The sequence below is a fragment of the Mesorhizobium sp. BHbdii genome (genome assembly GCF_053848045.1).
Genome location: NZ_JBSPKX010000003.1, coordinates 44,495 through 68,823, shown reverse-complemented (window position 1 = coordinate 68,823; position 24,329 = coordinate 44,495). Strand labels below are relative to the sequence as shown.

26 protein-coding genes are annotated in these 24,329 nt (G+C 61.6%); 17 read left to right on the top strand and 9 right to left on the bottom strand.

Features of this window, described 5'->3' with window-relative positions; translation table 11 throughout:
• The first annotated feature begins 17 nt into the window (after positions 1-17).
• The 3 genes from ACWTU8_RS17350 (at position 18) to ACWTU8_RS17340 (ending at position 2,221) form a co-directional block, all read left to right on the top strand.
• Positions 18-614: a superoxide dismutase gene (locus tag ACWTU8_RS17350; RefSeq protein WP_029354634.1), complete on the top strand. Its 597-nt coding sequence runs from the start codon at positions 18-20 to the stop codon at positions 612-614.
• Positions 615-817: 203 nt separating this feature from the next.
• On the top strand, positions 818-1,261 hold the full coding sequence (locus ACWTU8_RS17345; protein WP_065010411.1) for a c-type cytochrome: 444 nt from the start codon (positions 818-820) through the stop codon (positions 1,259-1,261).
• 9 nt (positions 1,262-1,270) lie between these two features.
• Positions 1,271-2,221 carry a c-type cytochrome gene (locus ACWTU8_RS17340; protein ID WP_455849133.1) on the top strand — a complete coding sequence of 317 codons (951 nt, stop codon included), beginning with the start codon at positions 1,271-1,273 and terminating at the stop codon, positions 2,219-2,221.
• A 28-nt stretch (positions 2,222-2,249) separates the two neighbouring features.
• Here ACWTU8_RS17340 and ACWTU8_RS17335 read toward each other — a convergent pair whose 3' ends face one another.
• Positions 2,250-2,633 (bottom strand): SET domain-containing protein, encoded by a 384-nt coding sequence (locus ACWTU8_RS17335; protein WP_029354629.1) that lies wholly within the window; start codon positions 2,631-2,633, stop codon positions 2,250-2,252.
• 161 nt (positions 2,634-2,794) lie between these two features.
• A complete protein-coding gene (locus ACWTU8_RS17330) occupies positions 2,795-4,939 on the bottom strand; it encodes a S9 family peptidase (RefSeq protein WP_455849132.1) in 2,145 nt (714 codons plus the stop codon).
• A gap of 119 nt (positions 4,940-5,058) precedes the next feature.
• On the opposite strand from ACWTU8_RS17330, the gene ACWTU8_RS17325 reads away from it, so the two are divergent.
• A complete protein-coding gene (locus tag ACWTU8_RS17325) occupies positions 5,059-5,427 on the top strand; it encodes an SH3 domain-containing protein (RefSeq protein ID WP_455849131.1) in 369 nt (122 codons plus the stop codon).
• Between the two features lie 428 nt (positions 5,428-5,855).
• The gene (locus ACWTU8_RS17320; RefSeq protein WP_029354623.1) at positions 5,856-6,281 is read left to right on the top strand and encodes a MucR family transcriptional regulator; all 426 of its coding nucleotides are present in this window, start codon (positions 5,856-5,858) and stop codon (positions 6,279-6,281) included.
• 145 nt (positions 6,282-6,426) lie between these two features.
• Here ACWTU8_RS17320 and ACWTU8_RS17315 read toward each other — a convergent pair whose 3' ends face one another.
• Positions 6,427-6,855 carry a SufE family protein gene (locus ACWTU8_RS17315; RefSeq protein WP_065010477.1) on the bottom strand — a complete coding sequence of 143 codons (429 nt, stop codon included), beginning with the start codon at positions 6,853-6,855 and terminating at the stop codon, positions 6,427-6,429.
• 113 nt (positions 6,856-6,968) lie between these two features.
• Positions 6,969-7,337: a DUF5330 domain-containing protein gene (locus tag ACWTU8_RS17310; RefSeq protein ID WP_065010478.1), complete on the bottom strand. Its 369-nt coding sequence runs from the start codon at positions 7,335-7,337 to the stop codon at positions 6,969-6,971.
• Positions 7,338-7,869: 532 nt separating this feature from the next.
• Between ACWTU8_RS17310 and ACWTU8_RS17305 the strand changes: the two genes are divergently transcribed.
• From ACWTU8_RS17305 to ACWTU8_RS17295, 3 genes are all read left to right on the top strand, one after another.
• Positions 7,870-9,606, top strand: a complete 1,737-nt coding sequence (locus ACWTU8_RS17305; protein ID WP_455849130.1) for an ATP-binding protein — start codon at positions 7,870-7,872, stop codon at positions 9,604-9,606.
• Positions 9,581-10,348 (top strand): peptidoglycan-binding domain-containing protein, encoded by a 768-nt coding sequence (locus ACWTU8_RS17300; protein WP_455849129.1) that lies wholly within the window; start codon positions 9,581-9,583, stop codon positions 10,346-10,348. The genes ACWTU8_RS17305 and ACWTU8_RS17300 overlap by 26 nt, the downstream gene beginning before the upstream one ends.
• 89 nt (positions 10,349-10,437) lie before the next feature.
• Entirely contained in the window at positions 10,438-10,785 is a 348-nt protein-coding gene (locus tag ACWTU8_RS17295; protein WP_095519690.1) for a DUF1491 family protein, read from the top strand.
• Between the two features lie 47 nt (positions 10,786-10,832).
• Here ACWTU8_RS17295 and ACWTU8_RS17290 read toward each other — a convergent pair whose 3' ends face one another.
• The 5 genes from ACWTU8_RS17290 to ACWTU8_RS17270 form a co-directional block, all read right to left on the bottom strand.
• Positions 10,833-11,852, bottom strand: coding sequence for a hypothetical protein (locus ACWTU8_RS17290; protein WP_455849128.1), 1,020 nt, complete (start codon positions 11,850-11,852; stop codon positions 10,833-10,835).
• 628 nt (positions 11,853-12,480) lie between these two features.
• The gene (locus ACWTU8_RS17285) at positions 12,481-13,029 is read right to left on the bottom strand and encodes a DUF1254 domain-containing protein (protein ID WP_128344420.1); all 549 of its coding nucleotides are present in this window, start codon (positions 13,027-13,029) and stop codon (positions 12,481-12,483) included.
• Positions 13,022-13,606, bottom strand: coding sequence for a DUF1214 domain-containing protein (locus ACWTU8_RS17280; protein ID WP_128344419.1), 585 nt, complete (start codon positions 13,604-13,606; stop codon positions 13,022-13,024). The genes ACWTU8_RS17285 and ACWTU8_RS17280 overlap by 8 nt, the downstream gene beginning before the upstream one ends.
• A 113-nt stretch (positions 13,607-13,719) precedes the next feature.
• Positions 13,720-15,879, bottom strand: coding sequence for a transglycosylase domain-containing protein (locus ACWTU8_RS17275; RefSeq protein ID WP_455849127.1), 2,160 nt, complete (start codon positions 15,877-15,879; stop codon positions 13,720-13,722).
• 178 nt (positions 15,880-16,057) lie between these two features.
• Positions 16,058-16,696, bottom strand: a complete 639-nt coding sequence (locus ACWTU8_RS17270; RefSeq protein WP_287112959.1) for a TetR/AcrR family transcriptional regulator — start codon at positions 16,694-16,696, stop codon at positions 16,058-16,060.
• A gap of 181 nt (positions 16,697-16,877) precedes the next feature.
• Between ACWTU8_RS17270 and ACWTU8_RS17265 the strand changes: the two genes are divergently transcribed.
• From ACWTU8_RS17265 to ccmI, 9 genes are all read left to right on the top strand, one after another.
• On the top strand, positions 16,878-18,431 hold the full coding sequence (locus tag ACWTU8_RS17265) for a trimethylamine methyltransferase family protein (RefSeq protein ID WP_455849126.1): 1,554 nt from the start codon (positions 16,878-16,880) through the stop codon (positions 18,429-18,431).
• Between the two features lie 256 nt (positions 18,432-18,687).
• Positions 18,688-18,936: a hypothetical protein gene (locus ACWTU8_RS17260; RefSeq protein ID WP_127313588.1), complete on the top strand. Its 249-nt coding sequence runs from the start codon at positions 18,688-18,690 to the stop codon at positions 18,934-18,936.
• 13 nt (positions 18,937-18,949) lie between these two features.
• Positions 18,950-19,216: a DUF1488 domain-containing protein gene (locus ACWTU8_RS17255; protein ID WP_455849125.1), complete on the top strand. Its 267-nt coding sequence runs from the start codon at positions 18,950-18,952 to the stop codon at positions 19,214-19,216.
• A gap of 135 nt (positions 19,217-19,351) precedes the next feature.
• Positions 19,352-19,762: a DUF3168 domain-containing protein gene (locus tag ACWTU8_RS17250; protein ID WP_455849124.1), complete on the top strand. Its 411-nt coding sequence runs from the start codon at positions 19,352-19,354 to the stop codon at positions 19,760-19,762.
• A gap of 176 nt (positions 19,763-19,938) precedes the next feature.
• Positions 19,939-20,238 (top strand): hypothetical protein, encoded by a 300-nt coding sequence (locus ACWTU8_RS17245; protein ID WP_455849123.1) that lies wholly within the window; start codon positions 19,939-19,941, stop codon positions 20,236-20,238.
• Positions 20,239-20,359: 121 nt separating this feature from the next.
• Entirely contained in the window at positions 20,360-21,025 is a 666-nt protein-coding gene (locus ACWTU8_RS17240) for a response regulator transcription factor (protein ID WP_455849122.1), read from the top strand.
• Positions 21,009-22,460 carry an ATP-binding protein gene (locus ACWTU8_RS17235; RefSeq protein ID WP_455849121.1) on the top strand — a complete coding sequence of 484 codons (1,452 nt, stop codon included), beginning with the start codon at positions 21,009-21,011 and terminating at the stop codon, positions 22,458-22,460. The genes ACWTU8_RS17240 and ACWTU8_RS17235 overlap by 17 nt, the downstream gene beginning before the upstream one ends.
• Before the next feature lie 177 nt (positions 22,461-22,637).
• A complete protein-coding gene (locus tag ACWTU8_RS17230; protein ID WP_029354590.1) occupies positions 22,638-23,078 on the top strand; it encodes a hypothetical protein in 441 nt (146 codons plus the stop codon).
• A gap of 115 nt (positions 23,079-23,193) precedes the next feature.
• Positions 23,194-24,327 carry a c-type cytochrome biogenesis protein CcmI gene (gene ccmI / locus ACWTU8_RS17225; RefSeq protein ID WP_455849120.1) on the top strand — a complete coding sequence of 378 codons (1,134 nt, stop codon included), beginning with the start codon at positions 23,194-23,196 and terminating at the stop codon, positions 24,325-24,327.
• The last annotated feature ends 2 nt before the right edge of the window (positions 24,328-24,329 follow it).

The window sequence follows — 24,329 nt, the reverse complement described above, 5'->3', positions numbered from 1 at the left end:
CACGAGGAGTACGACCGATGGCTTTTGAACTGCCTGCCTTGCCCTATGACTACGAGGCCTTGCAGCCTTACATGTCGAAGGAGACGCTGGAGTATCACCATGACAAGCACCACAAGGCCTATGTCGACAACGGCAACAAGCTGGCTGCCGAAGCCGGGCTCGGCGATTTGTCGGTCGAAGAGGTTGTGAAACAGTCCTTCGGCAAGAACCCCGGGCTCTTCAACAATGCCGGCCAGCATTACAACCACATCCATTTCTGGAAGTGGATGAAGAAGGGCGGCGGCGGCAACAAATTGCCGGGCGCGCTGCAAAAGGCGTTCGACAGCGACCTCGGCGGCTACGACAAGTTCAAGGCCGACTTCATCGCCGCCGGAACCACCCAGTTCGGTTCAGGCTGGGCCTGGGTTTCGGTCAAGGACGGCAAGCTGGCGATCTCGAAGACGCCGAACGGCGAGAATCCGCTGGTCCATGGCGCGACGCCGATCCTGGGCGTCGATGTCTGGGAGCACTCCTATTACATCGACTATCGCAACGCCCGGCCGAAATATCTCGAAGCCTTCGTCGACAGTCTCATCAACTGGGACCATGTCCTCGAGCTCTACGAAAAGGCGTAGGCCTAACTGAGTTGCAGAAAAGCCCCGGTAAAACCGGGGCTTTTCTTTTGGCTCAAGATCGGCCGCCCTTTTCCAGCACAGAACGACTGTCGCAAAAAATTCACACAAGCGTGAGGCGAATTTCCGGAATTTTTAAGCCAATTTTGCCGTTACCGATCAGTGCCGACCTTCATCCGAAACGTCTTCACCATGGAGCCAATTGAATGAGAAAGCTTATCCTCGCCATCTCGACGCTCGCCTTCGCCGGTTCGGCGGCATTCGCCGATCCGATCCAGGAGCGCCAGGCCCTGATGAAGGAACGCGGAAAGATCGCCGGCCAATTGTCGAAAGTGGTCAAGGGCGAGGCCGCCTATGACGCCGCGGCCGTGCTGGTGGCGTTGAAGGCGCTGCAGGCCAACGCCGAGAAATTCCATGCAAACGTCGAGACCCTTTTCCCGGCTGGCAGCGAAACCGGCGACACCACCGCTGCCCCCAAGATTTGGGAGGATATGGCCGGCTTCAAGGCGATTGAGGAAAAATATCTCGCCGACGTCAAGGCTGCGGCGGCCGCCGCCCCGGCCGACGTCGATGCCTTGAAGGCGGGATTCAACACCATAGGCGGCGATTGTGGCACCTGCCACCAGACATACAGGATAAAGAAGGGCTGATCGCGGGCGATGCGCCTGCTGAAAAAACTCGTCGGCGCCGCCCTCGTTCTGGGCGCCGCCGGCGCTGTCGCCGGCTGGGTCCTGTCGGCGCCGGTCAGGCTCGACACTGAGACCCTGGCGCAGCTCGGCCCCGGCGATGCCGCCAGGGGCAAGCGCATTTTTTATGCCGGAGGCTGCACATCGTGCCATGCGAAGCCAGGTTCACAAGGCGATGCCCGCCTTCAACTTGCAGGCGGTCTCGAACTCAAGACGCCGTTCGGCACCTTCGTGCCACCGAACATTTCGCAGGATGCCAAGGACGGTATCGGCGCTTGGTCGGTCGAAGACCTCGCCAACGCCATGATGAAGGGAGTGTCGCCGAGCGGCGAGCATTTCTATCCGGCGTTTCCTTATGCATCCTACGCGCGCATGAAGCCGGCCGACATTGCCGATCTCCATGCCTTCATGAAAACGCTTCCGGCGGTCGCCGGCAAGGCGCCGGCCAATTCGCTGGGATTCCCGTTCAACATCCGTCGCGGTATCGGGCTGTGGAAACGTCTCTATTTGAATGACCAGCCAGTGGTTTCCTTCCCCGAGGGCACGCCGGATCCGGTGATGGCCGGCCGCTACCTGGTCGAAGGGCCGGGCCATTGCGGCGAATGCCACACGCCGCGTGATTTTGCTGGCGGCACCAGGAAGAGCGAGTGGCTGGCCGGAGCCACTGCTGCCGAAGGCAGCGGCATCGTGCCGAACATTACTTCGGGTGAAGGCGGGCTTGGTGACTGGTTGGAGGCTGACATCGCCAACTTTCTCGAGACCGGCTTCACGCCGGATTTCGACACCGTCGGTGGCGCCATGGTCGACGTGCAGAGAAACATGGCCCAACTGACGCCCGAGGACCGGGCGGCGATATCAGCCTATCTGAAGGCCATACCGCCGCATCCCAATGGCTATCCGGCGCGCAAGCAGCCTTCGAGCTGACGCGAAAACCGAACGGGATGGCGGCGCGTCAGCGGTCGCCGAGGAAATCGAAGCCGGCTTCGAAGAAATGATTGTAGTTGCAGGTCATTTCCTCGCCGGGCGCGATGTCGCGCGACGCATACGTCTCCTCGGGCGAGGAGACGTCGCAATTCGGGTCATCGGCATGGTTCATGTAGCGTGCGTCGTCGGCTTCGAAGACGATGTAGTTCGGGTCGCGCCGGTCGGGATAGGAATAGCGATCGAGATAGGCTTTGATCGGCCCGGTTTCGCGCTCATAGGTCTCGACGGGAATGCGCCGGTCGTAATTGGGATCGAGCTTCCAAACCAGAGTGCCACGGGGAATGTGGTTCTTGGCAAAGACTCCGATGCCCTGGATACGCGATTTGTCGAGATAGACGTCGACGAGCAACATGGCAGACCTTTGGCGTGACTGGATGATTTTGGTGGCGCGGCCGCGAAAAGCCGCGCATTGGGTAGCGCGCGGCCATCGCAATTGCGAGCGGAAAATCAGCCAGGCCGTGACCTGAAATTGGAATCGATTTTCCGCAGGGGATCGTGCGCAAGATCAAGCTCCTACAGCGCCCTTTGCGCGTCCAAACGGTGGGTGCCGCTGGCAAGGTCGGCCTTCCCCGCCACCTTCAGCGCAAACGCGTAGGTGAAGGCGATTTCCTCGAGCCTGGAAAACCGGCCGGATGCGCCGGCATGGCCGGAGTCCATGTTGATCTTGAACAGCACCGGATTGTCGCCGGTCTTGCGGTCGCGCAGCCGCGCCACCCACTTGGCCGGCTCCCAATAGGTGACACGCGGGTCGGTGAGACCGGCAAGCGCCAGAATCGGCGGATAGTCGAGCGCGGCGACATTGTCATAGGGGGAGTAGGCGGCGATCGTTCGGTAGTCCTCCTCCGAAGCGATCGGATTGCCCCATTCGGGCCATTCCGGCGGCGTCAGCGGCAAGGTCGCGTCGAGCATGGTGGTGAGCACGTCGACGAACGGAACCTCGGCGACAATGCCGCCGAAGCATTCCGGCGCCATGTTGGCAATCGCGCCCATCAGCAGGCCGCCGGCCGAGCCGCCCTGTGCGACGATGCGGTCATGTTGCGTATAGCGTTCGGCGACGAGGTGGTGGGCGACCGCGACAAAATCGGTGAACGTGTTCATCTTGTGCGTCCGCTTGCCGTCATCATACCAGCCATAGCCCTTGTCTTTGCCGCCGCGGACATGGGCAATCGCGTAGACGAAGCCGCGGTCGACCAGCGAAAACAAATTGGTGTTAAAGGCGGCCGGGACTGTGATGCCGTAGGAGCCGTAGCCGTAAAGCAGGCAAGGCGCTGATCCGTCGAGCGGCGTGTCGCGATGGTGGATGAGCGAGATCGGCACCAGTTCGCCGTCGGCGGCGGGCGCCATCAGCCGCCGTGTCACATAATGGTCCGGGTCGTGACCGGACGGAACTTCCTGCGTCTTCAGCAGCACGCGCTCGCGGGTCCGCATGTTGTAGTCGAAGATCTGCGCCGGCGTTGTCATGGACGAGTAGGAAAAGCGCATGATCTCGGTGTCGTATTCATAGGATCCCGACAGGCCGAGCGAGAAGGCTTCCTCGTCAAAGGAGATGAGGTGTTCCTCGCCGCTCTTGCGGTCATGCACGACGATGCGCGGCAGGCCTTCCTTGCGCTCAAGCCTGACCATATGGTCCTTGAAGCCGATCACCGAAAGGATCAGCCGGCCCGCTTCGTGCGGCACCAGTTCCTGCCAGTTGGCGCGCACCGGGTCGCTCGCCGGCGCAGTCATGATCTTGAAATCCTTGGCGCCGTCGGCGTTGGTGAGAATGAAGAAGATATCGCCGCCTTCTTCGAGGTCGTATTGCAGCCCGGTCTCGCGCGCCGAAACTAGCTTCGGTTCGGCGAACGGCTCGCTGGCGCTCATGATGCGATATTCCGAGGTCTCGTGGTCGTTGATGCCGACCATGATCCACTCGTTGGAGCGCGTGCCGCCGACATTCATGAAGAAGCCCGGATCGGTTTCTTCGTAGATCAGCCGGTCGTTCTCAGGACTGTCGCCAAGGGCATGGAACAGCACCTTGGAAGGACGGTGGTTGGGATCGAGGCGGGTGTAGAAAAATCCGTCATTGTCAGCATTCCATACGCCGCCGCCACCGGTAGCCGGGATCCTATCCGGCAACTCCTTGCCGTCGGCGAGATCGCGGACGCGAAGCGTGTAGAATTCGGAACCCTTGTCGTCGAAGGCCCAGAGAAGCTTGCGGTGGTCGGTCGAATGGTCGACACCGCCGAGGCGGAAATAGGCCTTGCCTTCGGCCTCGAGATCGCCGTCGAGCAGGATCTGCTGGTCACCGCCATCGCGCGGCGTGCGGAAATAACGCGGCTGCTCGCCGCCAAGCTTGAAAGATGAGCCATAGGCGTACGGCCCATCCTTCATCGGCACGGAAGAATCGTCTTCCTTGATGCGGCCCTTCATCTCCTTGAAAAGCTGCTTCCGCAACTGGGCGGTGTCGGCCATCAACGCCGCCTGATAGGCGTTTTCGGCTTCGAGATGGGCGCGGATTTGGGCGTCGAGCAGGGACGGATCCCTGAACATCTCTTGCCAATTGTCGGCTCTCAGCCAGGCATAGTCGTCCGTCCGGGTTACTCCATGATGCAGATCGAAGACCGGCCGCTTCTCGGGTTGTGGCGGGCTGACAGTCGGAAATGCTGGGGTTCGGGTCATTGCGTCTCGCTGTGGAAGTTATTTGAATGGAGAATGAACACGCCGATCAGCGCAGGTTCAAGAGCCGGAATATATGTTTTGCGCTGGGCTCCAGAAGATGAGCCGGAGGAGAGAGAAAAATGAAATTCCGTTTTCGCGCTGCCGCGGCTTTCGTCGCGGCTTCGACAGTTTTGGCCTTTACCGGCCAATCTCATGCAACCGTGTTCGCAGCTTGGCAAGTGACCAACGTTCCGTTTGGCGACACGCTCAACGTGCGCAAGTACCCGGCGGGGTCATCCCAGAAGCAGGCCGCCTATCCCAACGGTGCCGTTTTGCAGATGACCGGGAAATGCACCGGCGGCATAAACCTGCTCGACCTCGCCAAGCAGCCGGTTTGGAAGCAGGAACAGAAGATCCGCTATCGCTGGTGCGAAGTCTGGCATGATCCGGGACACAACGGCAATTTCGTCACCGGCTGGGTCTACGGAAAATACATTACCCCACATTGATGGATCGGCGCTGGTCCGCGGCGCTGATTTCTGGCTTGTTTGCAAACAGCAAATCGCAACCTATGGTTTTGCAGATTCTGAAAACAACCAGATAGCCTGCGCCACAACCAAGCATAGCCAAGCATTGAGAACTTTTTACTGGCCGTCGAGGATGTAACGGCAGCCAGACGGGGCGTCAGCCGTTGCTGGTCGGACCAGAAAATATCGCAAAATTACAGAGTGCACGAAAGGTTGAAGCTGATCGTGGAATATTTTATTAACATCGATGAATACAGCGCAAGAAGCGAATTGACTTACTTGGTTCACTGGCTCATTAGGATGTTGTGACGCGAATCGCAGAGGCTCTTTCCTGCAAAAATTTCGCGCGATGCCCGACCTGTCAAAAATAGGGCGCAGATAGAAACAACTCTCGTTGGGGTCATGAAGCCATGGATATTATCGAAACACCTTCCAGAAATAGTGATGCGCTGATCGAGTTGACGGCCGACGTCGTGGCCGCCTATGTCAGCAACAATCCGGTGCCGGTCGGCGAGCTGCCGAGCCTCATCGCCGATGTTCATGCCGCCCTCGGGCGCGTGGGCGGGACCAGTGAACAACCTCCTGCCGACAAGCAGAAGCCGGCAGTAAACCCGAAACGCTCCGTCCATGACGACTACATCGTCTGTCTTGAAGACGGCAAGAAGTTCAAGTCGCTGAAGCGCCATTTGATGACCCACTACGGTCTGACGCCCGACGAGTATCGTGAAAAATGGGGCCTGGACGCAAGCTATCCGATGGTGGCTCCCAACTATGCTGCCGCCCGCTCCCAGCTCGCCAAGAAGATGGGTCTCGGCCGCAAGCGCAAGGGACGCTGATATCGGCTCTTCCCAACGTGGGTTGAACGATGAACGGCGCCTCCGGGCGCCGTTTTGCTTTGGAGGCATCGCTGGAGCAATCGATACGCCTTGCCCGAGGTGCGGGGCTCACCGCCGTGCGGGGCAATCGCGCGCTGTTGTCTAATCAGGCGGTCTGCCTCAACGCCGCCTCGGCGTCGCGCTTAATGCGCTTGACCATGGAACGAAGACCATTGGCGCGTTGCGGCGACAGGTGTTCGTCGAGGCCAAGTGCCTTAAGCGTGGCTTCCGCGTCGGTTTTCTGGATCTCGCTGGCCGGTCGTCTGGAAAACAGCGCCAGCATGATAGCGACGAGGCCGCGCACGATATGGGCGTCCGAATCACCGGCGAAGGTGACGACTGGATCGGGACCCGGTCCATATTCGGTTGTCAGCCAGACCTGGCTGACGCAGCCGGGCACCTTGTTGGCGGCGTTGCGTTCCTCATCGGGAAATGGCGGCAGGGCCTCGCCCAGTTCGATCACATAGCGGTAGCGGTCTTCCCACTCGTCAAGCAGGGAGAAGTCGTCGCGGATCGTTTGGATCGTCGTGGTCATCACCTCGGATATAGTCATCCGGCGACGCCGCGTCACGGAAAAAGACGAAAAACACCATAGGCGTCGAGGTGTGGACGGCCTGCGGTGCAGTGACAGATGCGCTGGAAAATATCTCAGTTTTTCGCCGGCAACTCGACTTTCGCGGGCAAGTGGACTTTCGCCGGTAAGACGATGTCTTCCGGCACGCTGCCGGTCATTGTCGCCGTGTCGGGTTCGGCGGTCTTGTCGTCCAGCATGGCGGCCGCGATCTTGGCGGTCTCCTTGGCCCGGGCGGTGATCGTGTGCATTGCGGACTTGCCGGTCTCGCAGACGTCGGGCTTTCGCTCGCATATGCCGGCAATATCGCCGACCGCTTCGCGTGCCGCAAACAACGCCTGGATCGGCCCGACGCTTTGGTGGCCTGTCTCGTCAGAGCCGACATTCAGCGGCAGTGCCAGAAGCACCAGCGAAAACCAGAAAGCCATTCTGATCAGAAAGCCCATCTGTATGCCCTCATCTGTGCCGGATAATGCATTCGTGCGGCATGACCTCTTTGTGGGTACGATAGTGGCACAGATGCGCGAAGGACGGCTTGCCCGGTCAGCGAAAATTTTCCTCAAATTTAAGGCAAACTCGAAACGAAGTATTTTTCAATGGATTTGTCTCAAATCCAGCCGATTTTCTTCACTTAACGTTAACCATCCATCTGCCTGTTTTCCATAGTTATTTCCCGGAAGCGCGGCGTGCCGGTGGCGACTGTCAGAGGCGAAAGGGCGCTCCGCCCGGATAACGCTCCATTTACTATGGCCGCAATTGCCAAGGTTTTGCCGCGCCAGCCTCCCAATATTTCCCTCAGGCTGGGCATTGATCGGTCCCGCCTTATCCATTCCTTAAACGCTGGATGCGAGTTTCAGATCAACAAAAGCAACCTGCGAAGCAGGGCTGTTCACGACCAGGTGCGAGTGCGTTGAGTTGAGTTCGATAAGGGCCAGATACGTTGAGTTGCCCGGCGCGATGGCAGCCGGTTGCGAACGTATGGTTCATCCGTCGATCCTCGGAAAGAACGACCGCCGGTGCCAGGGGCGGTTTATCGGTGTCATGCTGGCCGCTCCGTTCTTTGCCGCAGGTGCAGCAGTCACGCTGGTTACCTCGGGCATGGGCGTGGCCGTGACCATGGCTGCGATCTTTGCGACATTCGGCCTCTGCTGGTTTGCTGCCTTGCTGGTGGCAGCATCGGGCAAGATGGCGTTCGCCGGCCAGGTCGCCCTGGTGATGGGCAGTCTTGCTCTTGCCGGTGTCATTGCCGCGGCGGGGGGGATGGCCTCGCCGGTCGCCATGCTTGTCGTGGCGCTGCCGTTCGAAGCCTGGTGGATCGGCGCGTCTCGTCGCGCAGCACTCTGGGGTGCCGCATCCGCATTTGTCGCTATCCTGCTGCAGGCTTTTGCCGGTTCTGTTTTCCCGTTCGGCCCGGCGGAAACCGCTGCTTGGCACTGGCTGCTGCCGCTGGCTTGGGCGCTCACCTTGGTTCCCCGCGTCGCAGCACTTGGCAGCCCGGCCGGCGCGCAGCTAGATCCGGCGACCGATGACCGGCTCGAGAACATCATCGACGCCGTTGTCCTGCGGGCCGGCAGGCATGGCGAGGTTCTGGATGCGTCGGCAAAGGCGCGCACGATCCTGAAGCTGCAGCCGGAACTGCTGTTCGGAACCGGCCTGTTCGACCGTATCCATCTGTCCGATCGCGTCGCGTACCTCAGCGCCCTGGCCGACATGCGCGACGGCGCGTCGGCGCGCCGGCTCGATCTTCGCGTCCGGCTGCCGCAAAACGGCCATGGCCCGACGGCGGACAACTACCGGCCGTTTTCCCTTGAGCTGATGCGGGCGGAACATGAGGATGTCTTCACGCTCGTCCTGCGCGAAAACGACGAACTCGCCGGCTTGCGCGAAGAGCTTGCCGCTGCGAAAGAGGCGGCCGCGTCTGCCGAAGTGGCGAAGGGACGGTTTCTGGCGGTCGTCAGCCACGAGCTTCGCACGCCGTTGAACGCCATCATCGGTTTTTCCGACATGCTGCTGCATGAGATGTTCGGCACCTTCAAGGATCCGCGCCAGAAGGAATATGTCGGTCTGGTCAAGGAGTCCGGCCAGCATTTGCTTGCCGTCGTCACCTCGATACTCGACGTGTCGAGGATCGAAGCCGGCGCCTACGCAACCGAGCCGGAACCGTTCCGTTTCGTGGAAGCCGTCGAAATGTGCCAGTCGATGATGCGGCTGCAGGCAGAGGCAAAGAACATCGATCTGCAGGCTCAGATCGCACCGGATGCAGGCGAGATAAACGCTGATCGTCGTGCCGTGCAGCAGATACTCATCAACCTAGTCTCCAATGCCATCAAGTTCACGCCCGATGGCGGCGATGTCGTCGTCGGCGCCAAGCGGATCGGCTCGCGACTGCATTTCTGGGTCAGGGACACCGGTATCGGCATCGCCGAGGAAGACTTTGCCAATCTCGGCAAGCCGTTCATGCAGATCCAGAACGACTATACGCGCCGCTTCGAGGGAACCGGGCTCGGCCTGTCGCTGGTGAAGGGCCTTGTGGCGCTGCACGAGGGCACGATGTCGATCGAAAGCATGCCGGGCGAGGGCACCACGGTCACGATCAGCTTGCCGGTGAACGGACCGAAGGGACGTTCGACCGACAAGCCCGGCGTGCTGCCGATGCCTGCAGCCAAGGCGGAGACGAAGGGGGACAGGCATGGCTCGCTCCGCAAAACAGCCTAAGGCGGTCAAGCGCCGTGGCAATGCCTTCCAAGGTAGCGCGGTCGCCGTCGGCAGCCTGATCTCGCGCAATCCGGTTCTGGTCGGCGGTTCGACCGCCTTCCTGGTGACGCTGTTCTACGTCTCGGCGAATGCCCTGTGGTATCAGCCTTTTCCTCATGCCGGCGCGTTTTTCGCGACCAGGAGCATCGAGGGCTTTCCTCGAGCCGGCGCCGAGGAACCCGAAACCACCATCAACATCGTGCGGCCGGGCTCGGCTCCGATCAAGAGCGATCCGGTCGTCGAGCAGATCCAGGGCATATTGAAGGATCTGGACTTTTATTCCGGTACCGTCGACGGCATTTCCGGCCTCAACACGCGTAAGGCCATACAAGCCTATCAGCAGAAAGTCGGGCTCAACGCTTCCGGCGAGATCGACAGCGTTCTGCTCGATCAACTGGGCGCCACGCCAACCGCCTCGACGGTCGTGCCGCATCCGGCACCTCGTCCGGACGACATGGCCGCAATTCCCGTCTCCGCTTCGGCGCCGGCAGATGCGCCGGCGCAGGCACCCGATGCCCGCATCATCAAAATCCAGGCCGGGCTGAAGGCATTCGGCAATGACGACATGCAGCTCGATGGCGTGGTCGGGGCCCGCACCAAGGCAGCGATCAAGGAGTTCCAGTCGCTGTTCGGGCTGCCGGAGACCGGCGAGCCCGACGAGGTCGTCTACGTCAAGATGCGCGAGATCGGCCTGACCAACTGAGGCTTTGGCCTAGTAATAGTCGAAGCGATCGCTCGCGGATCGGCGATAACCTCGCTAAACAGCATCCGGATCTCGTCCGGAGTTTTGTAATGCGCGTAACCACCGATCTGTGGGTGTCGGCCCTATTGCGCCGGGTTTTCGGCGCCGGCGGATTCGCCGCCGTGGTCAAGCGCGGCGCAACTGAGGCCGGCGCCGTCTTCGTGCTGGCGCGTGGCCGCCTGGGCGAGGTTGCTTTGTTTGGACCGGCGCCGCAGACGAGCTACGATTCAGCGAAACCCGACGACCGTTTCTTCAGTCTGCTCGGCGCCGGCGACGATGCCGCCGTCTTTGACGCGCGACTGGAAAGGGAGAAGAAATTCGATCCCGACATCTGGGTGGTCGAGATCGAGGCCGGCGCTGCTCCCGTCGAGGAGTTTATTTCCGTCAAGTCGCTCTAACGATTAGGGATGAAAACAAAGGCTTAAAGCGTTCGCTTGAATCTCTTTCAGACGTGACGCGCCTTAGGCCTGGCGGCAGCATTATCGCTGTCCGCTTTACGGATGTCGGCGTTTGCCGAGATGGGTCCGGCATTGCGAATGGCCTTCGACAGTATCTCCGCCTTCCAGCCGCGTAGCCTGTCCAGCGCAGCGTCGCGATGCAGCAGTCGGTAGCGGTCGAGAAAGATGCGGATGGCCTGCGGATGCGGAAACTCTGTGGGATAGACGGCGGCGGTGATCAGGAACGCCCTCTCTTCGCCGAAATCAAGCGCGCGCAGGGCGGCCAGCAGCGACGTGTAGTTCTGGTTTGCGGTGAGCGCCCGCGCCGTTGAAAAATCGACTTCGAGCGCGTCGGCCAGTGCTGTCTGGAAGAATGCGGCGTTTCCGGTCAGCGCCGTCTCGCGCAGTTTGACATAGGTTTCAGCGCCGGCGAACGGATTGACGGTCGCGCCGCCGCTCTCAGCATCGGCACGCATCAACGACCGCAGCCGGCGCCGTGCATTCTCGGCGGCGGCGCCGGGCACCTGCTGGCTGTCGGGGCTGGGCGCGACGATCTCGGCGCTTTCAGGCGCCGTCTTGGCGATTGCCTCCGGCTGCCGCACGCTCACCAGCGTCGGCTTTTCAAGCGCCCTGATCAGCTGGGCGATGGTCGGGTTCAGATCCTTGCGGCGCGCGATGGCGCGCGCATGCGGCAGGCCGTGCCGTCCGATCAGCGCGATCAGGTCGATATCGCTGAGCGCGCACGAGCGGATGAGCAATGGCGCGGCAACGTCGACCGGCTCCTCGCAAAGCCGCCGGACTAGCGCAGCGGGCGCATATTCGCATTCGGAAAGGGCGGCGGCGACGTAGCGGCGCGATTCGATCGACACATTGGCGAAAAGCGGAAGCGTCAAATCCTCAAGTTGCGCGATCTCCCGGCGCGAAGGGCGGGTGAGCGAACAGAACGCCGACACCGCGGCGCGGAACAGCCTTTCGGCCTTTCCCGATTCAGCCCGTATAGCGATTTGCCTGAAATCCGAAGCTGACACGAAGGATACGCCCGATACTCGACACAATCTGGACCATGCTCGACCGGGACTGTGTCGGTTTCGCATTTGCCTCGGGTCAGGAATTCCTGACCTCAGAACAAACATCAAATTAGCGGCGATCCGTTAGCGTTCCGTTAACCTACTACCGTCCTTAATCAGATTGGAGGCGTTGCGTTGTGCTCCGGGGCAACCGAGAGGAATGCACGAACCATGGGCATGGTACTGTCTTTCGTGCCGCGAACGGCGGCAACCAATCGAGCAGAACGAAACACCGGAACGCCGGCAGCGGTGATCATTTTCCCCGGCGTCCGCTACGAGCCACGGACGGGCGAAATGCGGCCAGGCGCCGATCCGGACAAGCCGGGCTCGTCAAGGACGATGCCGGGCTCGTCGAGGACGATGCCGGGATCGTCGGGGACGATGCCTGTTCCGCATCATTAGAGCGCCGCGCGCCCTGCTGGGCGCGCGCAAAGGAAACACCTTGAATGAGCGCCGCGGCCCGGTCCGACGCGCAAAGGATGCTCTAACACTTTGAAAGCGCGCCGCGCGCCCTGTTCGGCGCGTACAAGAGGCTCTAACTTTGAATCGCTGCAGGCTGGAAACCGGCCGCCGCATACTTCGGTTGACGTCAGTAGCCCTGCAGTTCGCAGGAACTCCGCTCGAGAAACCGCGACACGATCGGCTTCCAGCTGTCATCGGGCACGAACGAGCGGATGACGAACATGCCTTCGTCGATGGGCGCCTCGACGAAGATTGCTCCTTGCAATTCCTCCGGGAGATCCTTGCGGATCTCGATCATCTGGGCCGGCGTCAGTACGATACTGTCCAGCACCCTTCCGGTCGCACTATGGTCGTTGAAGGAATAGATGTTATGTCCGCTGCGGTCATAGACCGATACGGACCAGAACGGGACGTTTCCCGGTGCCTTCACCCGAACCATCCCTTCGGACAGATCGAACCGGCAAGCCGCAGCATAAAACAGCGGATCGACGGATTTCACCACCGGCGTCCCGCCGGCCTCTGCATCCAGCCTGGTCATCTTATAGAGGTCCGATGCCATGGCCAGCCGCGACCACGCATCACGTTCGGAAAATTCCGGAACGAGCAGCAGCACGACGATGTGCACGATGCCGGCGCCAAGCAGGCCGAGCAGGATCGCGTGTAGCAGCCTACGCATTGCAGCCGACCTTCAGGATCTGCGGCAACGTGATATCCGAAAGACCCGTGCTGCTGGCGACCGGCGTGTCGTAGAATGTCAACACGAAATACATCCGGCCGAAGCCGTCGGAAAGCAGCCAGTTGCCTGGTGCGGGGCGGTTGCTGACGGAAATCGCCACCGAATTGTCGGGCTGGCGCAGCACCTGGTAGGATTGAAGTGCCGCAAGCCTTGGTTTTCCGGTCTCGATCACGCCGAGCGATTCATCGGCGGCATAGAGGGTCCAGAACCGGGCTGTGGGAAATCCGCCTTCGATCTCATAGGCGCATTGGCGTTTCAATTGTTCGCCGCCGGAATCGCGTTCGGCGATAAAGGACAGGCCTTCTGTCTGCCCGAGTGCAAGGACACCCTCGCGCGCCACGCGCGCTTTCGAATAAGGATCCGCCGCCCGCGTGCCGATATCGGGGAACGCCGTCCATGGGCCGATCCTGATCGCGCCGATGCCATCCTGCGTCTTGAGAGCGTACCAGACGCTGCCGCCGCCGCCGCCGATGGCTATGGCAAGCGCGAGGAGCGTCAGGAATGCGTTCTTGAGCATGAAGAGCCGGGGGAAAAAGGAGTGCGCTCGGGGATATCGCGGGGGAGGGGGCCATGGCAAGCGGACCTCTGTGGAATTGCCGGCGCGAGGGTGGCCTGGCCCGTGTGCCGGCATCAAAGCGCCGACATGGTCTCCGGCGTCGCAGGCGCCTGGAGGACGGGCGCCGACTGGAACAATCTTGTGATGTCCCTGAGCGCCCGCGTGGTTTGGCTGGACAGCACCGGCGGGCGCTCGGAGGCGGCGTCGGCCGCTGCCTGCTCGGCATTCTTCTTTTCCGCTTCCTCGGCCTTGGCGGCGATCTCCTCGTCGACGAAGGGGTGATCGAGACCGGGGATCGGCTTGAGGTCGATATTCTGGTGCGCATAGACCATCAGCCGCTGCCAAACCATCGCCGGCAGCGAGCCGCCGGTCATGTTGTTGGTCGTGGTGAAGTCGTCATTGCCGAGCCACACGGCAGCCGTGTAGTTGCCGGTGAAGCCGACATACCAGGCGTCGCGGTAAGACTGCGTGGTGCCGGTCTTGCCGGCCGAAACGATATTGGGAAGGGCAGCGCGCCGCGCCGTACCCATCACCGGCACCGCCGCCAGCATGGTGTTCATATATTTCAGCGCCTGTTCCGAGAGCACACGGTGCGGCGGCGGCGCATCCTTGGCGAAATCGTAAACCACCTCGCCGGTACGAGTAACCAGCTGGGTGACGCCATGCCGAGAGCCGACAAAGCCGTTCTGGGCGAACACGCTATAGCCTGTCGCCTGGTCCATCACGGTCATGCCCGATGTGCCGAGCACCATCGTCTTGTGCGATTCGAGCGGCGATTCGACGCCCATGGCTTCCGCCATCGCCTTGATCGGCTTGATACCGAGATGATTCTTGGCCAGCCGCACCGGCACGGTGTTGATCGATTTGGCCATCGCCGTGATCAGCGTGACATTGCCGGCCGATCCGCCATTGTAATTGTGAGGCGACCAGCCGCCCCAGGAGATCGGCCCGCCGGAAACGACGGAGTCCGGCGTGAAGCCGTGCTCCATCGCCGTCGCATAGACATAAGGTTTGAACGATGAGCCACTCTGGCGCAGCGCCTTGGTTGCGCGGTTGAACTGGCTGGCACCGTAGTCGCGGCCGCCGACGATCGCCCTGACTGCGCCGTTGGTTTCGATGACGACCATGGCGCCTTCGGTGACGTTGTATTCCTTGCCGAACTGGCGGAGATGGAACTCCATCGATTCTTCCGCCGCCTTCTGGATGTTGGCATCGAAAGTGGTGTGAGCGACCAGCGAATGCTGGCCGGACTTCGCCGCGATCTTCTTGACCTCTTCGAATGCCCAGTCGAGGTAGTAATCCGGGCTCTTCTGCTCGCCGCGGTCGACGATTTCGGCCGGATGCAGCCGCGCCTGCAGCACCTGACCCTCGCTCATGAAGCCTGCCTCGACGAGATTGGACAGCACCACATTGGCCCGCGCCCTGGCAGCAGGCAGGTTGATATGCGGCGCATATTTGGTCGGTGCCTTGAACAGGCCGGCCAGCATAGCTGCTTCGGCGAGGTTCAGATCCTTGACGCTTTTGCCGAAATAGAAATCGGCGGCCGCTTCGATGCCAAAGGTGCCGCCGCCCATATAGACGCGGTCGAGATAGAGCTGCAGGATCTCCTTCTTCGACAGATTTGCCTCAAGCCACAGCGACAGGAAGGCTTCCTTGACCTTGCGCTCCAGCGTCCGTTCGTTGGTCAGGAACAGGTTCTTGGCCAGCTGCTGGGTGATGCTCGAGCCGCCCTGCACCACGGAATTCGCCCGCACATTCGCGAAGATCGCGCGCGAAAGGCCGAGCGCATCAATGCCGTGGTGATCGAAGAAACGCCGATCCTCGGTGGCTAGCACCGCCTTGATGACCTGGTCGGGCATCTCGTCGACCGGCACCGAATCACGCTGGATGATGCCGCGCTGGCCGATCTCGTTGCCATAGCGGTCGAGGAAGGTGACGGCGAAATCGCCCTGGGCACGCCAATCGCCAGCGGTTTCCTGGAAGGCCGGCAAGGCAAGCGCCAGCATGACGACGATGCCGCCGGCGCCGAGCGTGAAACCTTCGCTCAACAGTTCGATGATGCCGCGGCGCCAGCCGGAGACGCGGAAGCGCCGGAAAAAAATGGTGGCCGCTTCCCAGAACCGGCGTGCCTTGAAGCCGATCTCATAGAGCGAGGAATCGAACCACGCATCTGCCGCCAACAGTCGTGCGGCAATCGGACCTCTTCTCTTGCGTGGTTTCAAAGGACTGGCCATTCCAGAATCCGGCTGCGGCTACGCCTCCCACTGAGAAACTGCTTGCGGGCAATTTCAGGGCGGCGCGCCAGCCAAGACTATTCGTCCATTTTGGCCCGGCTCACAAGAGCGAGTGAGGCTTTCGCGGTACAGTTCGTCGATACGAGATTAGAGCTTGCCACTCGCACCGCTTTCAATATTACCGCGCGGCGATAAAGCGCATGAAATGCGCCACATGGGCGTCGCTTGGCTCCTGGCCGGTGAAGCTGCGCAGATAGGCAGCGAGATGACTGACTCTCGCCTCGACCGGTTCCTTGAGGTCGAGCACATAGTAACCGATCTGCATGTAGTAGAGCACGCGGGCGCGGATGAAGGCATCCTCATCATCGTAGCCATGCCGGCGATACATGTCGCGGATCGCGCCGAGGCGGTCATTGTCGGCCTGGTCGATGGCCCGGCGAACGTCGTCGGAGCGACGCGCCCATTCCCGGATGGCGAAGTCGAGCCTGGGATCGAACAGGCGCTCGTCCGCCCAGCATTCGAACACGTTCATGACGCCCATGATGATGCTTTCGGCCGGCCGCTGCGCGCGTTCGACGAGCGCCCTGGTGTTGGTGTCCCGCCAATGGGCAAGCAACTGGTCGAGCAGATCCTGACGGCTCTCGAAGTACCAGTAGAAGCTTGAGCGCGAAACACCGAGCTTCTGGCCGAGCGGCAGCACGCGCACGCTTTCGATGCCGTCTGAAATCAATGTCCGGAGCGCAAGATTGATCCAGTCCCAGCGCGTCACCTTGATGTTGCCGGGCGCCGGCTCGTCCTGCGGAGCAATCATGATCATGGCCGCACAATAGGCATGAGGCGAGCTGCATACAATCGTACTAGACACATATGTACAGTACAAGTATCCTGCCCGCTCCAACGAACTGGGCCGAGCGGCCGGCGCGCGTCATCGCGGCTTCTCCCTACGATCCCCAAGGCAGGGCAATACTGCAAGCGTACGGCAATGAGGAGTATCCGCCATGATCGATGACGCCGCACGTGATCTCAGGCGCGAACGCAGGCGCGGACGAACCGGCGAGGCCGGCAGCGAGACCAGCCGCCGACCGGACTATCGTTCGCTGAAGAACCCGTTCCTGCCGCAGCCGATCTTTTCGGTCGGCCAGGTCGCCGCGATCCACGACACGGCGCTGCGCGTGCTCGAGGAACTCGGCGTCAAGGTGCTGCTGCCGGAGGCGCGCACCATTCTTGCTCGTGCCGGTGCGCTGGTCGACGAGGACAACCAGATGGTGCGCATCGGCCGCGATATCGTCGCGGCGGCACTAGCTTCGGCGCCGAAATCGATCCGTGTCCACGCCGGCGACCGTGCCCGCGACCTGACGCTCGAGCTCGGCTCGATGACGTTTCTGGCGGGATCCGGGGCGCCGAACGTCACCGATCTAGAGCACGGCCGGCGGCCGGGAACGCTTGCCGCTTTCGAGGATTTCATCCGCCTGGTGCAGCATTTCGACGTGCTGCACATGCTGGGACCCTGCATCGAGCCGCAGGACATCGACAACCGCTTCCGCCACTATGCAGTCAACCGCGCGCAGCTGACGCTGTCGGACAAGTTGCCGTTCGTCTTCGCGCGCGGCACGCCGCAGGTGGAGGACGGCTTCGAGATGCTACGGCTGGCGCGCGGCCTGTCGGAGGACGAATTCCGTTCGGGCGCTCATTGCTACACCGTCATCAACACCAATTCGCCTCGCCAGCTCGACATTCCGATGGCGCAAGGCATCATCGACTTTGCCAGGGCAGGGCAGGTGTTGATCATCACGCCCTTCTGCCTGGCCGGCGCGATGGCGCCGATCACTGTGGCCGGCGCGCTTACGCTGCAGCACGCCGAAGCGCTGGCCGGGCTGACGCTGGCCCAGATCGTGCGGCCGGGTACGCCGGTCGTCTATGGTTCGTTCTCCTCCAATGTCGACATGAAGTCGGGGGCGCCGGCGTTCGGCACGCCGGAGCACGTCAAGGCGACGCTCGGCGCCGGTCAGCTTGCTCGCTTCACCGGTCTTCCTTGGCGGTCCGGCGGCGGCAGCGCCGCCAACATATCGGACGCGCAGGCGGCCCACGAAACGCAGTTCGCGCTGTGGGGCTCGGTGCTTGCGGGTGCAACGGTCTGCATCCATGCCGCTGGCTGGCTCGAAGGCGGCTTGAGCGTCTCTTTCGAGAAGCTGATCACCGATGTCGAGGCGCTGCAGACGGTCGCCGAACTCTGCGCGGCGACGCCCGGCGACGAGGACGCGATCGGCTTTGAGGCTATCGCTGAAGTGCAGCCGGGTGGGCATTTCTTCTCGGCCGGGCACACAATGGCGCGCTACCGCACCGCATTCTACGAGCCGCTGGTCGCCGACTGGTCGAATTTCGGCAACTGGACGCAGGCCGGGTCAAGAACCGCCACGGAGCGCGCGACCGGCATCTGGAAACGGCTGCTTGCCGATTTTCGGCCGCCGGCTTCCGCCGCTGCTACATCAGGTGTTCTCGACGAATTCATCGCGCGGCGCACGGAAGAGGGTGGCGCAGCACCGGTGTCGTGATCTAATTCAGTAACTGCGTCAAAGGGGACGCGGTTGCTGCCAGCGCACGTGAGGTGCCACCGCTCACCTCTTCAGAGCCGATGGCTCAAAAATGTTCATAGGCTGGTGGAAACTATCGAATAGTATTATTCCGCAGTTTATTTTTACGAATCTGGGCGATCAAAGATAGCTCGGAAATTGAATTTTTTGCTCAGAGCTCCTATTTTAGGAGGGAATTGCAATTTCATCACCTCGGTCAAAAAGGGATATTTTATCGATGGCGGAATTCAATCAAAGTATCACAGAAAAGGCTGAAGCGCGCTTCATGGAGAAGCAGAAGAAAACTGCGGAGCGAAACCAGGCTACGGCCGAATATGTTTCCGAGGCCAAGGCCAGGACCATTAAGACCCAAAGGTTGCGGGCGCTGCGGCTGGCCAAGGAAGAGGCCGACCGCGCGGCGGAAGCCCTCAATCCCGTCGCTCCCAAGAAAAAGCGGGCGGCAGTCAAGAAGGCAGGAGCCGCTTAACGGCAGTCAAGTCATGAGCCTGACATTTCCAAACCTAAGCCGAAGCTACGACGAGGCGAGCCGACGGATCCGCTTCGTCGGCTATGACGGCATATCCCAGATTTCTTTCTTTGTCGATGCAGCCGCCATCTCGACGGCACCGCCTGGGACGGCGACAGCCGAAGTCACATATCTCGCCGCTTTCGATTCGGCCGTCGGTCCCATACATGACGTCGCAAGGAATGCTTATGCCCGTACGGGCAAAAGCATGTATGTGCTGACCGCAGCCGATTTTCGATAATTCCGACGGTCCGCGCGATCGGGGCCTTGGAAATCCCGTGATCTGGCGCCAGAAATTCAACGCGGCTACGTTGCAAGCAGGAATCGCTGACGGCACAAAGGCCTGTTCAGCCGTGACGGGCGAGGGGAGAACACAATGACCGCGCCGGCTGCCGCGTTGCAGAAGGCCTTGTTCGAAGCGCTGAACGGTGACGGTTTTCTGTCAGCGGCCTTGGGCGGCGCAAAACTGTTTGACCATGTCCCGGAAAACGTTCCGTTTCCCTATGTCACCTACGGCCGGACCAGCGTCTACGACTGGACAACAGGCATGGAGAACGATGCCGAGCAGCTTTTCACGCTGCATTTCTGGTCGAAGTCCGAGGCCAGGAAAGAAATGCTCGATGCGATGGACCTAGTCAGCACACGCCTCCAGGATGCGGCGCTCGCGCTCGACGAACATCACCGCGCCAATCTCAGGCTCGAATTCACCGAGGCCCGTTACGACGAGGATCTTTCAGCCTGTCACGGGCTGCTGCGCTTTCGCGCCGTGACGGAAGAAAACGCCTGACGCGCTTTCAATATGGCTGCAACACAGTCTAGACTGGCACTTGGATGAGTTTGCCGGGTTAGGGCGGCGAATCATAGGGGTCGGTTGTCTCGCGTTTCAGGGGGGTGAGATAGGCATGTGTTGCAGGCGTTCACTGTTCATTTCACGTTCAGCACCGATGCGTTAGGACGCTGATCATGAAAACGTTTCGCTCCCATTTCCGAACCGCGACACTGGCGCTCTGCGCTGCCGGTCTGTTTGCGTCGCAGGCGACGGCGCTGCCGGTCGTCGTGCCCGAGCAGAACCGGCCGATCGTCCTGGCTGCCTCCGACTGCTACGCGATCGGTCAGCAGGTTGCCGAGCAGAATGGCGGCACGCTGGCCAAGGCGTCGCAGTCGACGCGCGGTGGCCAGCCGGTCTGCGTCATCGTCGTGCTGGTCCCGGGCAAGGACGGGCAGCGTCCGCGCCGCACCGAGATCGTCGTTCCGCTGAACTGATCCCTGCCGTTTCCCAGGCGCTGGAATCGGCCTATAGATGACGCCCAGTTTCTCGACAGGGCAGCCTCCCAAATAGGGCAGCTCTTCAACAGGCCAGTTCTTCAACAGGTATGATCCCCGCATGCGCGTACTCGTTGTCGAAGATGACAAGGATCTTAACCGGCAGATATCGGACGCGCTGGTCGATGCCGGCTATGTCGTCGACCGAACTTTCGACGGTGAGGAGGGGCATTTCCTCGGCGACACCGAACCCTATGATGCCGTCGTGCTCGACATTGGCTTGCCGCAGATGGACGGCATCAGCGTGGTCGAGCGCTGGCGGCGCGGCGGCCGCAAGATGCCGGTCCTGATTCTGACGGCGCGCGATCGCTGGAGCGACAAGGTATCCGGCATCGACGCCGGCGCCGACGATTATGTCACCAAGCCGTTCCACATCGAAGAGGTGCTGGCCAGGGTCCGAGCGCTGATCCGGCGCGCGGCCGGCCATGCGTCGTCCGAGTTGACCTGCGGGCCGTTGCGGCTCGACACCAAGGCCTCCAAGGCCGATGTCGACGGTGTGCCGCTGAAGCTGACGTCGCACGAATTCCGCCTGCTTGCCTATTTGATGCACCATATGGGCGAGGTCGTGTCCCGGACCGAACTGGTCGAGCATCTTTACGATCAGGATTTCGACCGCGATTCCAACACAATCGAGGTCTTTGTCGGGCGGCTTCGCAAGAAGATGGGCATCGACATGATAGAAACCGTTCGCGGCATGGGCTATCGAATGCGTGAGCCGGAGGCGTAAGGCGGAACCGCTCAAACAGACTGCAAGAACGCCGCTTTCATTGCGGTTCTGGCCGCGTTCGCTGGCGTTCCGGGTGATTGCCTTTTCCACGGTCTGGGCGATACTCACCCTGATTGTCATCTTCACGCTGATCACGACCCTCTATCGCCAGGCGAGCGAGCGCGGTTTCGACAGCCTGTTGTCGGCGCATCTGTTCAATCTGATCGGCTCGGTCGGCGTGTCCGAAGGCGGTTCGCTGACCGGCGCTCCCGACCTTGGCGACCTCCGGTTCTCGGAGCCGAATTCCGGCTGGTACTGGTCGGTGGAGCCTGCGTCGGGAGGCGTACGCGGTGAGCTGCACTCCTCCTCGATGACCGAGGCGATCCTGTCGCCGAGCGTCGCCGAGGTTCCTTTCAATGCCAGCTTCCAGCGCAGCTATGCGACAGAAGGCATCGATGGCGAGGAACTGGAAGTGTTCGAGAGCGAATTCGTTCTCGACGCGAAAAATCGCGCAGCGCGCTTCCGTGTCATGGGCAACAAGACCGAGCTCGAGCAGGAAATAGGCGCCTTCCAGCGTCGCCTGCTGACCTATCTTTCCCTGTTCGGCGTCGGCATGATCGCCATCAACGCCATCGCGATCCTGTTGGGCCTGCAGCCATTGCGCCGGGTCAGGAACGCTCTCGCTATGGTGCGCGAAGGAACCGCGCAAAGGCTCGACGGTCGCTTCCCGGCCGAGATCGAGCCGCTCGCCAACGAGACCAACGCGCTGATCGAAAACAACAAGCGTATTGTCGAGCGCTCACGGACGCAGGTCGGCAACCTCGCCCATTCGCTGAAGACGCCGCTGGCGGTGCTGATCAATGAGGGGCGGGCGCTCGGCGGCGCCAAGGGCCAGCTCATAGCCGAGCAGGCCGCCTCGATGCAGAAGCAGGTTGACCATTATCTGCAGCGCGCCCGCGTTGCGGCACAACGCGACAGCGTCGTCTACCGCACGCCGGTGGCGCCGCTGGTCCAGCGCATGGTCCGCGTGCTACAAAAACTCAACCCGCAGACCGCTCTCTCGCTGTCGCTGCCCGCAGTCGATATCGTCTTTGCCGGCGAACGCGAGGATTTGGAAGAATTGCTTGGCAATCTGCTCGACAACGCCATGAAATGGGCAAAGAGCGCGGTCGCCGTGTCGGTGGCGCCGATCTCCGGCAAGAAGGGTGGCGTCGGCAAGGAGGGTGCTGTCGATCTGTTCGAGATCAGCATCGAAGATGACGGCCCGGGCATTCCCGAAGACAAGGCGCGCGAGGCGCTGAAGCGCGGACGGCGGCTCGACGAGACAAAGCCGGGGACCGGGCTTGGACTTGCCATTGTCGCCGACCTGGTCAACGAGTATGGCGGCGTTCTGGCTCTGGAACGGTCGAGCATGGGCGGGTTGAAGGCGGTGGTTCGATTGCGGAGCCTTCACTAGACTTATGCTTTTGCTGGGCTAGTCGACATTGATCGACCGTGCGTGATATTGCGGCATGTCGACTGGTCCCGGAGCCGTCGGCCGTGGCCAAATTTCCGACAAACATCGACACTATGGCCACGCCGACTTCCCCCGATGGCGCGGCCCAGCTCTAACTCAAGAAAACTGGTTGTTGGCATGAAGATTCGCGTCGCGCTCGTTTCCGCACTGCTGGCCGTTTCCGGCTGCACGACGCTGGGCAGGAGCCCTGGCTCCACGGTGGCGCCGCAGCCGGCCGCCACGCCGCAAAGTGACGGCAAGATCGCGACGACGATCATTTCCGCCATGGGGGGCGGCCTCGTCAGCGGATCGATCGGTACCGGTTTGAGCGATCCCGAAAAGCGCAAGGCGCTGGAAGCGGAATACAGGGCGCTGGAGTACACCGCGAGCGGCCAGAAGGTGAGGTGGAAGAGCGATCGGTCGGCGCATTACGGTGAAGTCGTGCCCGCCCAGCCCTATCGTGTCGGCTCGCAGGACTGCCGGCAATACACCCATACAGTCTTTACCGGCGCCGCCGGCACCACCGCGCGCGGAACCGCTTGCCGCAACGCCGATGGCAGCTGGACGCCACTGACATAACGACCGGTCGAATGCTCCGGTTGACATCAATCAAGGACATGCGACGCTCCTGCCGTCAAAGCGTCGCAGGACCCCTGTGTTGGCAGGGCAGGGCTCTGCCGTTATTGGAATAAGCATGCTGTTCTGGGTCATAGCTGCCATTCTCACACTGGGTGCAAGCCTGGCGGTTCTGATACCGCTGGCCAGCGGCTCGAAGGGTGGTTCGGCGAGCAGCGATCATGACCTTGAAGTCTATCGCGACCAGTTGTCCGAGCTTGACCTGGACGTGACGCGTGGCCTGATCCAGCCGGCGGAGGCCGAAGAGGCGCGTGCGGAGATCGCCCGCCGCATCCTTCGACTTGACAATGCCGCCGACAAGTCAGCGGCGCGGCAGCCGTCAATGGCGACCAGGCTGGTTGCGACGGCCGCGGTCCTGGCGGTTCCGCTGGTCAGTTGGGGCTTGTACAGCCAGCTCGGCTCGCCCGATCTGCCGTCGCAGCCGCTCAGCGAGCGACTGGCCAAGAATCCCGCCGACAGTTCGGTGGAGGAACTGGTGGCACGCGCCGAGGCTCACCTTGCCGCGAATCCGTCCGATGGCAGGGGTTGGGGCGTTCTGGCGCCGGTCTATCTGCGCATGCAGCGGTTTTCCGACGCGGTGACGGCGTACCGGAACGCCATTCGCCTAGACGGCGACAGTGCTGCCCGCCAGGCCGGCCTCGGCGAGGCGATCGCCAGCGCAGCGGGCGGCATAGTCTCGGCCGACGCTCAGGCCGCCTTCGAGGCGGCGCTGAAGCTCGATCCGGCAAACCCGAAGGCCAGCTTTTATCTGGCGATGGGCATGGCGCAGGAAGGCCGCACTGAGGAGGCCACAGCTGTCTGGCAGAAAATGCTTGCGGCCTTGCCGCAGGACTCAGCCTGGCGCGGCGCCGTCGAGCAGGCACTGGCCGAATCCGCCAAGCAGAACGTCGCGTCGGGAGTGCCTGCAAAAGGCCCGGACGCCGCGAATGTCGATGCAGCCTCGTCGATGTCGCCGCAGGACAGGGAAGCGATGATCAACACCATGGTTGCGGGACTTGATGAAAGACTTCGGCAAAACCCGCGCGATGCGGAAGGATGGATGCAGCTTATTCGTTCCTATGTCGTGCTGGGCAAGGCCGATCAAGCACGCGACGCGCTCAATCGCGGTATCGCCGTTTTTGGCTCAGATAGTGAGGAAGCGAAGAAATTCACCGCCTTTGCCGTCTCGCTCGGCCTGACGGCGACGGAGTAGAA

Bases quoted from the DNA above. Each gene is read 5' to 3' on its own strand.
- ACWTU8_RS17350 (WP_029354634.1), top strand. From the start codon at position 18: ATGGCTTTTGAACTGCCTGCCTTGCCCTATGACTACGAGGCCTTGCAG.
- ACWTU8_RS17345 (WP_065010411.1), top strand. From the start codon at position 818: ATGAGAAAGCTTATCCTCGCCATCTCGACGCTCGCCTTCGCCGGTTCG.
- ACWTU8_RS17340 (WP_455849133.1), top strand. From the start codon at position 1,271: ATGCGCCTGCTGAAAAAACTCGTCGGCGCCGCCCTCGTTCTGGGCGCC.
- ACWTU8_RS17335 (WP_029354629.1), bottom strand. From the start codon at position 2,633: ATGTTGCTCGTCGACGTCTATCTCGACAAATCGCGTATCCAGGGCATC.
- ACWTU8_RS17330 (WP_455849132.1), bottom strand. From the start codon at position 4,939: ATGACCCGAACCCCAGCATTTCCGACTGTCAGCCCGCCACAACCCGAG.
- ACWTU8_RS17325 (WP_455849131.1), top strand. From the start codon at position 5,059: ATGAAATTCCGTTTTCGCGCTGCCGCGGCTTTCGTCGCGGCTTCGACA.
- ACWTU8_RS17320 (WP_029354623.1), top strand. From the start codon at position 5,856: ATGGATATTATCGAAACACCTTCCAGAAATAGTGATGCGCTGATCGAG.
- ACWTU8_RS17315 (WP_065010477.1), bottom strand. From the start codon at position 6,855: ATGACCACGACGATCCAAACGATCCGCGACGACTTCTCCCTGCTTGAC.
- ACWTU8_RS17310 (WP_065010478.1), bottom strand. From the start codon at position 7,337: ATGGGCTTTCTGATCAGAATGGCTTTCTGGTTTTCGCTGGTGCTTCTG.
- ACWTU8_RS17305 (WP_455849130.1), top strand. From the start codon at position 7,870: ATGGTTCATCCGTCGATCCTCGGAAAGAACGACCGCCGGTGCCAGGGG.
- ACWTU8_RS17300 (WP_455849129.1), top strand. From the start codon at position 9,581: ATGGCTCGCTCCGCAAAACAGCCTAAGGCGGTCAAGCGCCGTGGCAAT.
- ACWTU8_RS17295 (WP_095519690.1), top strand. From the start codon at position 10,438: ATGCGCGTAACCACCGATCTGTGGGTGTCGGCCCTATTGCGCCGGGTT.
- ACWTU8_RS17285 (WP_128344420.1), bottom strand. From the start codon at position 13,029: ATGCGTAGGCTGCTACACGCGATCCTGCTCGGCCTGCTTGGCGCCGGC.
- ACWTU8_RS17280 (WP_128344419.1), bottom strand. From the start codon at position 13,606: ATGCTCAAGAACGCATTCCTGACGCTCCTCGCGCTTGCCATAGCCATC.
- ACWTU8_RS17275 (WP_455849127.1), bottom strand. From the start codon at position 15,879: ATGGCCAGTCCTTTGAAACCACGCAAGAGAAGAGGTCCGATTGCCGCA.
- ACWTU8_RS17270 (WP_287112959.1), bottom strand. From the start codon at position 16,696: ATGATCATGATTGCTCCGCAGGACGAGCCGGCGCCCGGCAACATCAAG.
- ACWTU8_RS17265 (WP_455849126.1), top strand. From the start codon at position 16,878: ATGATCGATGACGCCGCACGTGATCTCAGGCGCGAACGCAGGCGCGGA.
- ACWTU8_RS17260 (WP_127313588.1), top strand. From the start codon at position 18,688: ATGGCGGAATTCAATCAAAGTATCACAGAAAAGGCTGAAGCGCGCTTC.
- ACWTU8_RS17255 (WP_455849125.1), top strand. From the start codon at position 18,950: ATGAGCCTGACATTTCCAAACCTAAGCCGAAGCTACGACGAGGCGAGC.
- ACWTU8_RS17250 (WP_455849124.1), top strand. From the start codon at position 19,352: ATGACCGCGCCGGCTGCCGCGTTGCAGAAGGCCTTGTTCGAAGCGCTG.
- ACWTU8_RS17245 (WP_455849123.1), top strand. From the start codon at position 19,939: ATGAAAACGTTTCGCTCCCATTTCCGAACCGCGACACTGGCGCTCTGC.
- ACWTU8_RS17240 (WP_455849122.1), top strand. From the start codon at position 20,360: ATGCGCGTACTCGTTGTCGAAGATGACAAGGATCTTAACCGGCAGATA.
- ACWTU8_RS17230 (WP_029354590.1), top strand. From the start codon at position 22,638: ATGAAGATTCGCGTCGCGCTCGTTTCCGCACTGCTGGCCGTTTCCGGC.
- ccmI (WP_455849120.1), top strand. From the start codon at position 23,194: ATGCTGTTCTGGGTCATAGCTGCCATTCTCACACTGGGTGCAAGCCTG.